This window comes from Collimonas sp. GW821-FHT02H07 (assembly GCF_059421505.1).
Map to the genome: position 1 here is coordinate 135,945 of NZ_JBWKVC010000002.1, position 13,266 is coordinate 149,210.

The 13,266-nt window shown below is 61.7% G+C and carries 16 protein-coding genes; 2 read left to right on the forward strand and 14 right to left on the reverse strand.

Going from position 1 to position 13,266, the window contains the following annotated elements; genetic code table 11:
* Positions 1-121: 121 nt before the first annotated feature.
* The 11 genes from AC07V8_RS03805 to AC07V8_RS03855 all read right to left on the reverse strand — a co-directional run bounded on the left by AC07V8_RS03805 (position 122) and on the right by AC07V8_RS03855 (position 8,963).
* On the reverse strand, positions 122-697 hold the full coding sequence (locus AC07V8_RS03805; protein WP_494677344.1) for an RBBP9/YdeN family alpha/beta hydrolase: 576 nt from the start codon (positions 695-697) through the stop codon (positions 122-124).
* Positions 698-699: 2 nt separating this feature from the next.
* The gene (locus AC07V8_RS03810; protein WP_494677345.1) at positions 700-1,602 is read right to left on the reverse strand and encodes an EAL domain-containing protein; all 903 of its coding nucleotides are present in this window, start codon (positions 1,600-1,602) and stop codon (positions 700-702) included.
* Between the two features lie 27 nt (positions 1,603-1,629).
* Positions 1,630-1,845 (reverse strand): TOBE domain-containing protein, encoded by a 216-nt coding sequence (locus AC07V8_RS03815; protein WP_014007003.1) that lies wholly within the window; start codon positions 1,843-1,845, stop codon positions 1,630-1,632.
* A 55-nt stretch (positions 1,846-1,900) separates the two neighbouring features.
* Entirely contained in the window at positions 1,901-2,116 is a 216-nt protein-coding gene (locus tag AC07V8_RS03820; RefSeq protein ID WP_098496090.1) for a TOBE domain-containing protein, read from the reverse strand.
* 136 nt (positions 2,117-2,252) lie between these two features.
* Positions 2,253-3,107 carry an ATP-binding cassette domain-containing protein gene (locus tag AC07V8_RS03825; RefSeq protein WP_494677346.1) on the reverse strand — a complete coding sequence of 285 codons (855 nt, stop codon included), beginning with the start codon at positions 3,105-3,107 and terminating at the stop codon, positions 2,253-2,255.
* A gap of 48 nt (positions 3,108-3,155) precedes the next feature.
* The gene (ssuC, locus tag AC07V8_RS03830) at positions 3,156-4,001 is read right to left on the reverse strand and encodes an aliphatic sulfonate ABC transporter permease SsuC (RefSeq protein ID WP_494677347.1); all 846 of its coding nucleotides are present in this window, start codon (positions 3,999-4,001) and stop codon (positions 3,156-3,158) included.
* 9 nt (positions 4,002-4,010) lie between these two features.
* Positions 4,011-5,159: an FMNH2-dependent alkanesulfonate monooxygenase gene (ssuD, locus tag AC07V8_RS03835; RefSeq protein ID WP_061938786.1), complete on the reverse strand. Its 1,149-nt coding sequence runs from the start codon at positions 5,157-5,159 to the stop codon at positions 4,011-4,013.
* A gap of 34 nt (positions 5,160-5,193) precedes the next feature.
* Positions 5,194-6,183, reverse strand: a complete 990-nt coding sequence (locus AC07V8_RS03840) for a sulfonate ABC transporter substrate-binding protein (RefSeq protein WP_494677348.1) — start codon at positions 6,181-6,183, stop codon at positions 5,194-5,196.
* A gap of 11 nt (positions 6,184-6,194) precedes the next feature.
* Positions 6,195-7,178 carry a sulfonate ABC transporter substrate-binding protein gene (locus AC07V8_RS03845; RefSeq protein ID WP_494677349.1) on the reverse strand — a complete coding sequence of 328 codons (984 nt, stop codon included), beginning with the start codon at positions 7,176-7,178 and terminating at the stop codon, positions 6,195-6,197.
* A 114-nt stretch (positions 7,179-7,292) separates the two neighbouring features.
* Positions 7,293-7,883, reverse strand: a complete 591-nt coding sequence (gene ssuE, locus AC07V8_RS03850) for an NADPH-dependent FMN reductase (protein ID WP_494677350.1) — start codon at positions 7,881-7,883, stop codon at positions 7,293-7,295.
* A 63-nt stretch (positions 7,884-7,946) separates the two neighbouring features.
* Positions 7,947-8,963: a sulfate ABC transporter substrate-binding protein gene (locus AC07V8_RS03855; protein ID WP_494677351.1), complete on the reverse strand. Its 1,017-nt coding sequence runs from the start codon at positions 8,961-8,963 to the stop codon at positions 7,947-7,949.
* A 248-nt stretch (positions 8,964-9,211) separates the two neighbouring features.
* Between AC07V8_RS03855 and AC07V8_RS03860 the strand changes: the two genes are divergently transcribed.
* Positions 9,212-9,685 (forward strand): DM13 domain-containing protein, encoded by a 474-nt coding sequence (locus AC07V8_RS03860; RefSeq protein WP_494677352.1) that lies wholly within the window; start codon positions 9,212-9,214, stop codon positions 9,683-9,685.
* Here AC07V8_RS03860 and AC07V8_RS03865 read toward each other — a convergent pair.
* The 3 genes from AC07V8_RS03865 to AC07V8_RS03875 all read right to left on the reverse strand — a co-directional run bounded on the left by AC07V8_RS03865 (position 9,663) and on the right by AC07V8_RS03875 (position 12,181).
* On the reverse strand, positions 9,663-10,844 hold the full coding sequence (locus AC07V8_RS03865; protein WP_494677353.1) for an MFS transporter: 1,182 nt from the start codon (positions 10,842-10,844) through the stop codon (positions 9,663-9,665). The two genes, AC07V8_RS03860 and AC07V8_RS03865, sit on opposite strands and share 23 nt — an antisense overlap.
* Entirely contained in the window at positions 10,844-11,620 is a 777-nt protein-coding gene (locus AC07V8_RS03870) for a DeoR/GlpR family DNA-binding transcription regulator (RefSeq protein ID WP_494677354.1), read from the reverse strand. Before AC07V8_RS03870 ends, AC07V8_RS03865 begins: the two co-directional genes overlap by 1 nt.
* Before the next feature lie 129 nt (positions 11,621-11,749).
* On the reverse strand, positions 11,750-12,181 hold the full coding sequence (locus AC07V8_RS03875) for a diacylglycerol kinase (RefSeq protein ID WP_211444331.1): 432 nt from the start codon (positions 12,179-12,181) through the stop codon (positions 11,750-11,752).
* Between the two features lie 235 nt (positions 12,182-12,416).
* Here AC07V8_RS03875 and AC07V8_RS03880 point away from each other — a divergent pair, with 235 nt between their 5' ends.
* Complete coding sequence (locus AC07V8_RS03880; protein WP_098496079.1) at positions 12,417-13,202, forward strand: IclR family transcriptional regulator; 786 nt, start codon at positions 12,417-12,419, stop codon at positions 13,200-13,202.
* The last annotated feature ends 64 nt before the right edge of the window (positions 13,203-13,266 follow it).

Consider the following 13,266-nt stretch of genomic DNA (forward strand, 5'->3'; position numbering starts at 1 on the left):
TTCTGTCTTTCTCCGAATCCGTCATGTGGGGTCAGAGTCGAGTTTCGCGAAAAAGCACCGCGAAAGTCGACTCTGACCCCACATGACTCCTGCCCCCAGATGACGTTGCCCTCAGATGACATTAGCGGGTAGCGATGGAAAGCGCCTTATGCGCTTGCCGTTGCGGCTCGCTGGAGAGAGCAACCAATCGTTGCAATAGCGATTGGCCATAAATCCAGTCGCCCAGGTTGGACTCGGCATTGATATGTCCCAGCGCACCGGCGTCGATATAGTCGGCGCCCCAGATCTTGGCCCAGTGGCGGGCGCGGCCGCTTTCCATCCACGGATCGTTAAGGCTGCCGACCACGATCGCCGGCACCGGCAGCCGGCCGTTGACTTCTGCGCTGACGTCGAACTTGTCCGGATCGGCCGGCGCCACCAGCAGCGCGCCGGCCAGGTTCGGCGCATCGTTCAAGGCGCTGTGGATGGTCGTCAGGCAGCCGAAGCTGTGGGCGATCGCCAGGGTCGGCTGGTCCGTGCCGCGCAACTGCTGCTGCAAGCGCTGCGACCAGACTTCCAGCACCGGCGCATCCCAGTGCGCCTGCTCGACCCGTTCGAAGTTCGGATACAGCCGCTGCCAGCGCGATTGCCAATGCTGCGGACCGCTGTTGTACAGCCCGGGCACCACCAGCACACGAAACGAAGACAGCGTCGCCATGATCAGTCACCTCCAAGGTCTACGCTCGCTGCCGGCAAACCGTCCGGTTGCGCCTCGGCAGACGCGGCAAAAGCATGCAATGCGGCTTGCGGCAGATCCCACAGAAACCCTTGCGCATGCAGTGGCAGCGTCGATATTCTTGCCAGCTGCTGCAACACTTCAAGGTCGCGCGCCTTTTCCAGGCGCTTGAAAATCACCTGGATGCCGCGCGCCGCGCATTGCTCCAGCAGGCGCGTGGTTTGTTCGTCATGGGTGACGCCGCGCGCATCGATCTTGATCACATCCGGCCTCACCTTCTCCAGCAAAGCGGCGGCCTGCGCTACATCGTCGGCATTCACCGCCAGGCGGAAGTGGTTGCGCCGGTAATTATCCAGCACGTAGTTCAGCAGCCAGCCCTGGTTTTCCGTAATGGTCGGCAGCTGCAGCACGATTTTTTCATGCGGCAGCTGCAGCAGGTTCAGGATACGCCGAAACGCCATGCCGTGGTTGCTGTCGACCGCCGCCAGCAAGCGCGCATGCACGCTCAGGTACAGATCGCCCGCCTCGGCCTCGGGCTGCCGATAGAAATTGATCGAATGCAGCATGCGGCACAGCCGGTCCAGCTCGATCGATTCGTCGTCGCTGGCGGCATGGTCCAGCAGCTTCCATAGATACAGCCCGTTGTCGCTGGAAGAGTAGCTGTGGGCAAAGCCTTCATGGCCGATGATGGCGCCCTTGCCGGCCAGCGTATCGATCTGCCGCACAGGCTGGAACACGCTGGTCAGCGTGGTGTTGAAATACCGGCCCTGGGCCCGGCCGTCGGCATCCAGCCAGACCCGGCAATCGCTGCGGACTTCGGCGTGCGCGCCACCGTGATTGACGCTGTGCAAACGGGCGAGATATTGCTCCAGGGCGGGAAAGGTCATGGCATCTCCGTGGTCAAGACAGGGACATCAGATCTTGGCGATCGACACTTCGGTCGCCTTCACCAGCGCGACGACCTCGGTGCCGATCACCAGCCCCAGGTCCTTGACCGAACGGGTAGTGATCACCGAAGTGACGATGCCGGCCGGCGTCTCGACGTCGACTTCCGACACCACGGTGCCTTCGATGATGGCCTTGATCTTGCCCTTGAACTGGTTGCGTACATTGATGGCTTGGATAGTCATGATATTTTCCTGAAAAAAAACGAGATAAATGGATGTTGCTGGCGAACTGTAAAAATCAGAGTTTGGCGATCGAGACTTCGGTGGCTTTCACCAGCGCCACTACCTCGGATCCGACCACCAGCCCGAGGTCGCGCACCGAGCGCGTGGTGATCACCGACGACACGATGCCGGACGGGGTTTCAATATCGAGCAGGGACAAAACCTCATCCTCGGTAATGGTGTGGATCTTGCCGCGGAACTGGTTGCGGACGTTAATTGCCTGGATGCTCATGGTTTCTCCTTTGGTCATGCGGTTAGGTCAAAAATTCAGAGGTAGGGTGGGCACGTTTTTGTGCCCACGCTGTATCGGTATCCGCGTGGACACAAAAGCGTGCCCACCCTACATACGAAAATATTTTTACACTCTTCTAGACAGCCCAGCTAACCTGACTGAAAGTACGCTGTAGCGACAGGTCGCCGAGCACGGAATCAGGCTGCGCCGCCGGATGTTTCAGCACACGCGCCAGGATCCGTTCTTCCAGCTGGGCGAAAGCCAGGTTGCCGCGAGCGCGCGGACGCGCCAGGCTGATCCGCTCATCCAGCGTGATCTCCCCGTCTTCGATCAGCAGCACACGGTCGGCCAGTGCAATCGCTTCCTGCACGTCATGCGTCACCAGCACAGCGGTAAAGCCGCGGCTCTTCCATAGCGATTCAATCAACTGCTGCATCTCGATGCGGGTCAAGGCATCCAGTGCGCCCAGCGGTTCATCCAGCAGCAGCAATTCCGGCTCATGCACCAGCGCCCGCGCCAGCGCCACCCGCTGCCGCTGGCCGCCGGACAGAACCGCAGGCCATTCATGGGCGCGGTCTTCCAGGCCAACCTGCGCCAAGGCCTTTACCAAAGCCTGCGAGGCGCGCGGCAAACCCAGGCCGACGTTATTCAGCACGCGCTTCCACGGCAGCAAGCGCGAATCCTGGAACATGATGCGGATCTCTGGCGCACCTTCGTGTTGTCCACTGCGCTGTCCGCCGCCCTCAAAGCCGATGCGGCCTTGGCTGGGCTGCTCCAGCCCGGCGATCAGGCGCAGCAAGGTGCTTTTGCCGCAGCCGCTGCGGCCGACGATGGCAACGAACTCGCCTGCCGCGATCTCCACATCCAATGTCTTCAATACCTCGCGCTCGCCGTACGCCTTGGAAACTGCGCGCACCTGGATGCTGATGCCGCGCGCGGCAGTGCGGGCAGCGGCTTCTACTTCAGCATTTTCAACAAGATCAATTTGCATGTTCAGATCCACCCTAGACAACATTCGTTCGTAATACACAATGACTGCTTACTGATAGCCGGGATGCCAGCGCAGCCAGTAGCGCTCCAGGTCGCGCGCCAGCATGTCGGCCAGCTTGCCCAGCAAGGCGTACAGCAGGATGCCGACCAGCACCACGTCGGTCTGCAGGAATTCGCGGGCATTCATGGTCATGTAGCCGATGCCGGCCTGCGCCGAAATGGTTTCGGCGACGATCAGCAAAACCCACACCAGTCCCAGCGCAAAGCGCACGCCCACCAGGATCGACGGCAAGGCGCCCGGCAGGATGACATCGCGGTACAAGGGCCAGCCCGACAAGCCGTAGCTCCTGGCCATCTCGATCAAGCCCTTGTCGACCGAGCGGATGCCATGGAAGGTATTCAGGTACACCGGGAAAAACACGCCGATCGACACCAGGAACAGCTTGGAAGACTCGTCGATCCCGAACCACAGGATCACCAGCGGAATCAACGCCAGCGCCGGAATGTTGCGTATCATCTGGATGCTGGTGTCGAGCAAGGTTTCCGCCCGCTTGAAAGTCCCGGTCAGCAAACCCAGCAGCAAGCCCAGGCCGCCGCCCACCGCAAAGCCGGAAATCGCCCGCCAGGCGCTGATGCGGACATGGGTCCACAACTCGCCGGACACCGTCAGCGACCAAGCCGCGCGCGCCACCGCCCACGGCTCCGGCAAGATCCGGCTCGACAGCCAGCCGGCCTTGGCGGCGAATTCCCAGCCCAGGATCAGGAGCAACGGCAGCAGCCATGGCAGCAGCCGCTCTTTCCAGATGTGCAGCGCGCTGCCCTTGCGGGCGGCGCCGGCTTGTGGCTTTTTCGCCAGCGCCGGTGCGGCCGCCGTGCTATGAATTACTGCGCTCATACAGCCTCCTCAGCTTTGCGATGCTTTCGGCAGCAAGCCGTTGGCGATGACTTCGCCGAACGGTCCGGTCAGAGCTTGCTCGCCGGACGCTGCCCGGCCCTTGCCCAGCAGCGGAAACACCAGTTCAGCGAAACGATAGGATTCTTCCAGGTGCGGATAGCCGGACAGGATGAAAGTATCGATGCCAAGATCGGCATATTCCTGCATGCGTGCCGCCACGGTTTCCGCGTCGCCCACCAGCGCGGTGCCGGCGCCGCCGCGCACCAGGCCGACGCCGGCCCACAGGTTGGGCGAAACTTCCAGCTTGTCGCGGCGGCCGCCGTGCAGCGCCGCCATGCGCCGCTGGCCTTCCGAATCCATCTTGGAAAATGCGGCTTGTGCGCGGGCGATCACATCGTCGTCGACATGGCTGATCAAGTCTTCCGCAGCCGCCCAGGCAGCCTGGTTGGTCTCGCGCACGATTACGTGCAGACGGATACCGAAGCGCACCGTGCGGCCGTGCTTGGCAGCGCGGGCGCGGATATCGGCAATCTTTTCGGCGACCGCTGCCGGCGGCTCGCCCCAGGTCAGGTAGACATCCACCTGTTCCGCCGCCAGCTCGTGCGCCGGTTCCGAAGAGCCGCCGAAATACAAGGGCGGGTACGGTTTCTGCACCGGCGGATACAAAGTCTTCGCACCCTTCACCTTGATATGCTTGCCGATGAAGTTGTAGCCGCCCTCGCCGCCTTCGCCGGACAAGGCGCCGCGCCAGACCTTGAGGAATTCCGAGGAAATCTCGTAGCGCTCGGCATGCTCGGCAAACAGGCCATCCGCTTCCAGCTCTGCCTGGTCGCCGCCGGTGACGACATTGATCAGCAGGCGGCCGTTGGAAAGGCGGTCGAAAGTCGACGCCATGCGGATCGCCAGGCCCGGCGTGCTCAGGCCGGGGCGGATCGCCACCAGGAATTTCAGGCGCTGGGTGAAGCCCAGCAGGCTGGATGCCACTACCCAGGCATCCTCGCAAGAGCGGCCGGTCGGCAGCAACACGCCGTCATAGCCGAGGGTATCGGCGGCTACCGCGATCTGCTTCATGTAGTCGAAATTGACCGGACGCGCGCCCTGCGAGGTGCCCAGGTAACGGCTGTCGCCGTGCGTCGGAATAAACCAGAAAACGTTCATGACTGCTTCCATGTGTGTAAATGCATATACGGATCTACTGCTTTGCCACCGGCGTAGTCTTCGGCTGCCAGACGATATCGGCCACCTTGATCGCGCGCGGAATCAAGCCGATTTCCTTGAAACTGTCAGCCACGCGCTGCTGATCGGCCACCATGGCGGCATCGATCACGGTGGTCGGCGACGGACTGGCGCGGCGGCTCAGGAACAGCTGCACGGTGACCGGGTCAAGGCCGCTGACGTCGGCGATCAATTGCGTCACTTCCTTGCGATTCTGCTGTACATAACGATCGGCCCTGGTCAGTTCATCCAGCAGCGTCAGGATCGTGGCCGGGTAGTTCTCGACAAATGCGCGCGAGGCCAGGTAGAAGGAATTATTGTTCGACAGGCCGCGCCCTGTGCTCAGCACGCGCGGCTTGAAACCCAGCTCGGCGGCGCTGTAATACGGATCCCAGATGGCCCAGGCATCGACGCTGCCGCGCTCAAACGCGGCGCGGGCATCGGCCGGTGCCAGATAGATAGGCTGGATATCGCTCCACGCCAGCCCGCCCTTTTTCACCGCCTGCAACAGCAGGAAATGAGCGCTAGAGCCTTTTTGCACGGCGATCCGCTTACCCTTCAGATCGGCCAGGGTCTTGATCGATGACGCGCTCTGCACCAGGATGGCGGAACTTTCCGGCTTCGGCGGCTCCGCGCCGACGTACAGCAAATCCTTGTTGGCGGCTTGCGCAAATACCGGCGGGCTGTCGCCGGTCAGGCCAAAATCCAGGCTACCGGCCGACAGCGCTTCCAGCAGTTGCGGGCCGGCGGGAAACTCCAGCCAGACGATCTTGCTGTTCTTGAAGCGCTGTTCCAGCGTGCTGCGCTGTTTCAGCACCACCAGGTTGACCGCGCTCTTCTGGAAACCGATGCGTATCTGTTCCGGCGCTTTCTTGTCCGCTGCCGCCTGCGCATGCAAGACAGGCACGGCTAGCGCCATGGCAAGCAACAGCAGCAACTGGCGGCGGAAATTCGATGTGCCTGTCATGATCTGGCGCCTCAGGTCTTGTCAGACAGCACGGCATCGTGCGTCGAGATTTTTTTCGGAATCAGCTTCAGCTCGTAGAAGGTATCGGCGATTTTCTGCTGTTCGTCCAGCACCTTGCTGTCGACCGGCTTGTAGATGTGGGCATAGTGCCGCAGGCCCGTTTCGATCACGTCCGGATCCAGACCCTGGATAGGCGCCAGCTGCGCCGCCGCTTCCTTGTAGTTGGCGCGTATCCACTGGCCTTCCTTGCCGACTTCTTCCAGGATGGCATTCACCACCGCCTGATTTTTCTCGGCGTACTTGCGCGCGCTCAGGAAAAACTGATGATGGCTGACCACGCCGCTGCCGTTGGCCAGCACACGGGCGTCGATCTGCCTGATCGCAGCGGACTGGAACGGATCCCAGATCGCCCAGCCATCCACCGCGCCGCGCTCAAATGCCGCGCGCGCATCGGCCGGCGCCAGATAGATAGGCTGGAATTCGCTGTAGCCGACGCCACCTTTCTTCAGCAGGCTGATCACCAGCCAATGCACATCCGAGCCTTTGTTGAAGGCGATCTTCTTGCCCTTCAATTCCGCCAGCGATTTGATGGGAGAATTTTTCGGCACCAGGATGCTTTCCGCTTCCGGCGTCGGGATCTCATAAGCGCTGTAGACAAAATCGGCGCCGGCCGCCTGGGCGACAATAGGCGGCGCTTCGCCGACATAGCCGAAATCGACCGAGCCGACATTCAAGGCTTCCAGCAATTGCGGACCGGCGGCAAACTCGGCCCATTTCACTTCAATGCCTTGCGCGGCCAGCCGCTTTTCCAGGGTGCCGTGGGCCTTCAGCAGCACCAGCGTGCTGGCCGCCTTCTGATAGCCGATGCGCAGCAGCTGCCTGCTTTCGGCTTGCGCCAGTTGCGGCGCGCCGGCCACTAGTGCGCCAGCTGCGACTGCGGAGAGCATGGCAAGCACGTGGCGCCTTGTGTGTCTGTTCTTGATCGTATCGGTCATTGCTGGCTTTCTGATATCTGATAGATAGCTGTTTCTTTGGGCAAAGCGCTCCCCCTCCGCTGGCTAAAGCGGATTTCAATCAAGCGGGAGCGGGATCTAAATTAGCCGGATGCGCTATACGCTACATCGCACCTGTGAAAATGGAATCGGGTTGAACTCATGGGTGCCGACCTTTTGCAGCGCCAGCAAGCTGTCCGACAACTGTTGCACACCCTCGGCTATGCGCTGGAACACATTCTGGTCCAGGCTCAAGCCTTCCTGCTCCGACCACTGCACCTGCGCCTCGGTAGCGTAAATGCTGGGCAGGACATGACGCGCCGCCAGCGACGACAAGACCGGCCGCAAGGCATAATCCAGCGCCAGCATGTGCGACTGGCTGCCGCCGGTGGCCAGCGGCAGCACCAGCTTATCGGTCAGGCCAAACTGCGGCAGCACATCGAGAAACGCTTTCAGCGCGCCGCTATAGGCCGCCTTGTAGACCGGCGTCGCCACTACCACCGCGCGGGCTTGCGCTACCAGCGCCAGCGCCGCCTGGATCGCCGGGTGGCCGAAGTCGGCGCGCAGCAAGGCATCGCCCGGCAGGTCCCGCACATCCAGCTTGCTGTAGCGATGCCCCAGCAGCGCCAGCTTGTCGCCTGTGTAGTGCAACAGCCGGGTGGAGCGCGAAGGCGCCGACGGGCTGCCGGCCAACAACAGAATAGTCATCTAGTGCAATCTTGAAACGGGCTCTGCTGCGCAGAGCCTCTGGGGTAAATACGATCTGGCGGGCTACTTCGCGCCAGGCTGGTAAATCTTGTCGAACACGCCGCCGTCGCTGAAGTGAGTCTTCTGCGCATTCTTCCAGCCGCCGAAAGTGTCGTCGATGGTGAACAGGCTCAGCTTCGGAAACTTGGTGGCATATTTGGCGGCGACTTTGGGATCGATCGGACGGTAGTAATTGTGGGCGGCGATTTCCTGCCCTTCCGGCGAGTACAGATACTCCAGGTAAGCCTGCGCCACCTTGCGCGTGCCGCGCTTGTCCACGACCTTGTCGACCACTGCCACCGGCGGTTCCGCCAGGATGCTCGATGATGGGAACACGGTGTCGAACTTGCCCTTGCCGAATTCCGCTTCCACCAGATAGGCCTCGTTTTCCCACGACAGCAAGACATCGCCGACACCGCGTTCGGCAAAGGTCACGGTCGAGCCGCGGGCGCCGGAATCCAGCACCGGCACATTCTTGTACAGACGCGTGATGAAATCGCGCGCCTTGGCGTCGTCGTTATTGTTCTTCTTCAGCGCATAGCCGTAGGCAGCCAGATAGGCCCAGCGCGCGCCGCCGGAAGTCTTGGGATTGGCCACCACCACCGAGACGCCAGGCTTGACCAGGTCGTCCCAGTCCTTGATGCCCTTGGGATTGCCCTTGCGCACCAGCAGCACGATGGTCGAGGTGTAAGGCGTGCTGTTGTGCGGCAGGCGCTTTTGCCAGTCGGCCGGCAGCAGCTTGGCCTTTTCGGAAATCTCATCGATATCGTAAGCCAGCGCCAGAGTCACCACATCGGCTTCCAGGCCGTCGATCACCGAGCGTCCCTGCTTGCCGGAACCGCCATGCGAGGCCTTGAGCGTGACGTTGTCGCCGCTCTTTTCTTTCCAGTACTTGGCAAAGGCTTTGTTGTACTTCTGGTACAGCTCGCGCGTTGGATCATATGAAACATTCAGCAGCGACACATCCGCTGCGTGCACCAGCTGCGCGCCTTGGGCTAGCAGGGCGATGGCGATGACCGATCTGACGATTTTCTTCAACATATTCCTCTTCCCTTGTGAATGTTTTTTGTTTTGAGGAATACAGATTAATGAGGCCGCCTGGAAAACAGAACGAATACTTTCTTCTCTCCTTATGCAGAAAACAGATATGTATGGACCTGACCGATGAATAAGGAGGCGGGATATCCAAGCCGATTTGGCATAAAGCGGGAGCCCTGACTGTAAGGAATCACGATATGGGGCGACTAGAAAAGACAAGCACGCTTGATCAGATCCCTATCGGAGACCTCATGAAAAAAATCCTTGCCTATCTCGCCTCGCATTTGCTCGCGCTCGCCATCGGCTTTGGCGCCGGCGTTTACTTCCTGCCGATACTCATTGCGGGCGATGGCCCGAGCGCGACGGAGCTGGCGCAAGCCGCCGGCAAGGCAAAATACACCGCGGTATTCAAAAAGGATTTGCCGGGCAGCGACTTCCTGCATTGGGCGCAAGGAACGGTGGCCGTCAGCGAAGATGCGATCGCATTCGAGGGCAAGATCGCGCCCGGTCCGGACTACAAGGTGTACCTGACTTCCGGCTACGTCGGCACCAAGGAAGAATTCCTGAAGATCAAGGAGCAGGCCCTGCGCGTGGGCGAGGTAAAGACTTTCGAGCGCTTCATCGTCGACATGTCGCAGCAGCCGGTCGACCTGTCGCGCTACAACACCGTGGTGATCTGGTGCGAGACCTACTCGCAGTTCATCAGCGCGGCGCAGTTTCGCTAGCACGTCCCGCCGCCCCCAGGCGAGCGCTGGCCGCCACCAGCAGCAAGGCGCAGCCAAGCCCGGCGAACGCACTGTTCAGGCTGCTGGCGTGCGCCGCGAAGCCGATCAAGGCCGGACCGGCCAGGATGCCGGCATAGCCGATGGTGGTGATGGCGGCAATCGCCAGGCTGGCTGGCATCGCGCCATGGTTGCCGGCGGCGCTGAACAGGATGGGCACGATATTGGAAGCGCCCAGGCCGATCAGCACGAAGCCGGCCAGCGCCGTTGCGGCGTTCGGCGCCGCAACGGCGACAAAGAAGCCGCCGGCGGCGCACAGGCCGCCCAGCAAAAGCACGCGCTTGCCGCCGAAGCGGCGCACGATGCGGTCGCCGGTCAGGCGGCCGCAGGTCATGGCGATGGCGAAAGCGGCATAGCCGAGGCCGCCCTGGCTGGCAGCCAGCCCGCGCGTGGCGGTCAGGAACAATGCGCTCCAGTCCAGGACCGCCCCCTCTACCAGAAACACGATAAAGCACAGCACGCCGATAAAGATCACGGCGCCATGCGGCAGCGCGAACAGCGCACCGCGTCCGGCCGCTTCCGGCTCGCGCAGCAGGTGCGGCGCAGCCGCGATCAATAGCGCGGCAACCACCAGCGCCGCCGCCCCGCTGGCCGTCAGCGGACTCAGGCCCAGCCATAGCAGCAGCGCCATGCCGCCGGCGCCGACAAAACCGCCGACGCTGAACATGCCATGGAAGCCAGACATGAGCGCGCCGCCGCTGGCTTTTTCCACCATCACCGCTTGTACGTTCATGGCGACATCCAGCGTGCCGATGGCGGCGCCGAAAAAGAACAGGCCTATGCCCAGCTGAAGCGGGCTGGCCGCCAGCGTCAGGCAAGGAAGAATCAGGCAGGCCAGCATGCCGGCGCTCAGGATCACGCGGCGGCAACCGAGACGCGCCGCCAGCATGCCGGTCACCGGCATGGACAGCAGCGAGCCGACGCCGAGGCAAAGCAGCAGCAACCCGAGTTCGGCTTCGCCGGCCCCCAGGCGCGCCTTCACATACGGCACCAGCGGCGCCCAGGCCGACATCGCCAGACCGGCGCAGAGAAACGCCAGCCGGGTCGCGTAGCGCTGTTTCGGGCCGACAGGATTCATGGCATGGCTTTCAGGATCGTTCATCACACGGCGGCGGCGTAAAGCAGCTGCACGCCCTGGCGGCTGAATTGCGCTGCCTGCTTACTGTCGGCGTCATGTTCCAGCACCAGATGCGTCAAGTGGGCGGCGGGCAGCACCGCAAACGGCGCCGCCGTGCCGAATTTTTCCCGGGTAGCGGCGACCAGCACCGCCTTGCTGGCGGCGGCCAGGCTGCGCTTGAATTCGGCCTCTTCGTAGTTGAAGCAGCTGAGTCCCGCCTCGGCGTCGACGCCGCAAGCGCCGAGGAAGAAAATGTCCGGCCGCATCCGTTCGGCATCGCGCAAGGCCGCAGCGCCGAGGTTGGCGCCGCTGCGCGCATCGACCCGGCCGCCGACCATGATCAGCGCGATCTCCGGCCGCTCCAGCAAGGCCAGCGCGACCGCCGCGGCATTGGTCACCACCGTCAGCGGCCAGCGCGGCAACGCCTCCGCAATCGCCAGGTTGGTTGAACCGGCATCGATGAACAGCACGTCGCCGGCGGTCACCAGCGCAACCGCTGCCTGCGCCAGCCGCGCCTTGCGTTGCGGCGCCTGCATGCGCCGTTCCGCCAGTGGCGCAGCCGCGGGCGACGGCGGCAAGGCGCCGCCATAAACCCTGGTGCAAAGGCCGGCCGCGGCCAGGTCGCGCAAGTCGCGCCGGATGGTGTCTTCGGAAACGTTCAGTTGCTGCGCCAGATCGAGCGCCAGCACCCGGCCGTCAGCCAGCAGCCGCTGCCTGATAAGCGCGTGACGTTCCTTGAGCAGCAGATTCGCGGTAGTCATATGAGCTCACATCATGCATAAACAAGTACAAATATACACAAACGTGCAAACATGGGCAAGCGTATTGATGGGTATTCGCTGCCGGGACTGTTTCCCGGCATTGGCCTTGCGCTTGGGACTACTTCGGGATTACATCAGGACGGGGTAAAGAATCACGGCCCAGGTAGCAACCGCCAGCACGCACGTCAGCAGCACTGCGGCGCTGCCAAAATCCTTGGCATTCTTGGAAAGAGGGTTGCGCTCCAGCGACACCCGGTCGACCACCGCTTCGATCGCCGAATTGATCAGTTCGATGATGATGATCCAGATCAGCACCGCGATCAGCATCAGCTTTTGCAGCGCCGACACCGGCAGCAGCAGCGCAACGATAATCCCGGGAACGACGATCAGCAGCTCTTGGCGGAATGCATGCTCGTTTTTCCAGGCGGAGCGGAAGCCTTCGGCGGAATAAAAGAAAGCCGAGAAAATTCTCTTGAAGCCGCTGGTGCTCTTGAATTCGCTAATCGGTTGCGGCTGGGATTCCTGCGCCGGCGACTGCGTGGATTGCGGTTTTTCGCTCATGCTGTACTGATCTTGAAGGCAAGGCTGGCTTGCGATGATGGAAATGCAGATTGCTTGCACTTTAATCCTTGCATTTTAACAGCCTTGCTGCAGTGCACGCTTGCGCTTTCATCGCTCTTTTTATACGGTTTATCAACGATTGGCGATTGTGGCAGCGCTCTAATCGATGACAATAGCAATGCACGGCTTTTCACATTATGATATAAACATTCCATTGCAATGCACCATTAAATCAATGAAAACAGCTACTCCCGACGACGCCGACAAGATTTCGATCCAGGTTATCGAGCGCATGATCTCGCTGCTGGATACGCTGGCGCTCTACCCTGATCCGGTCAGCCTGAAAGAGCTGTCGGCGGTGACCGGCCTGCATCCGTCGACGGCGCACCGGATCCTCAACGATCTGGTGGTCAAGCGCTTTGTCGACCGTTCCGAGCCGGGCAGCTACCGGCTCGGCATGCGCCTGCTGGAACTGGGCAATGTGGTGAAAAGCCGGCTCAATGTGCGTGAAGCCGCGCTGGATTTCATGCGCGGCCTGCATCGCAAGACCAACCAGACCGTCAATCTCTCGGTGCGCCAGAGCGATGAAATCGTCTACATCGACCGCGCGTTTTCCGAGCGCTCCGGCATGCAGGTGGTGCGCGCCATCGGCGGCCGCGCGCCCTTGCACCTGACCTCGACCGGCAAGCTGTTCCTCTCCATCGACGATCCGAAAATGGTGCGCGCCTACGCCACTCGCACCGGCCTGGCCGGACACAACAAGAATTCCATTACCGATCTCGGCAAACTGGAACGCGAGCTGAGCCTGGTGCGCGCGCTAGGCTATGCGCGCGACAATGAAGAACTGGAACTGGGCGTGCGCTGCATGGCGGCCGGCATCCGCGACGATTCCGGCAAGATGATCGCCGGCCTGTCGATTTCGGCGCCGGCGGACCGTTTGCAAGAGGAATGGGTGGAGGATCTGATCAGCACCGCGAACCAGATTTCCGCAGTGCTGGGATACGCCTCGCAGCAGCAATAGCGGCGCGCCAATCCTCAGGCGGCGGCACATAAAAAAAGAGTTTATTCAGCGATGAATAAACTCT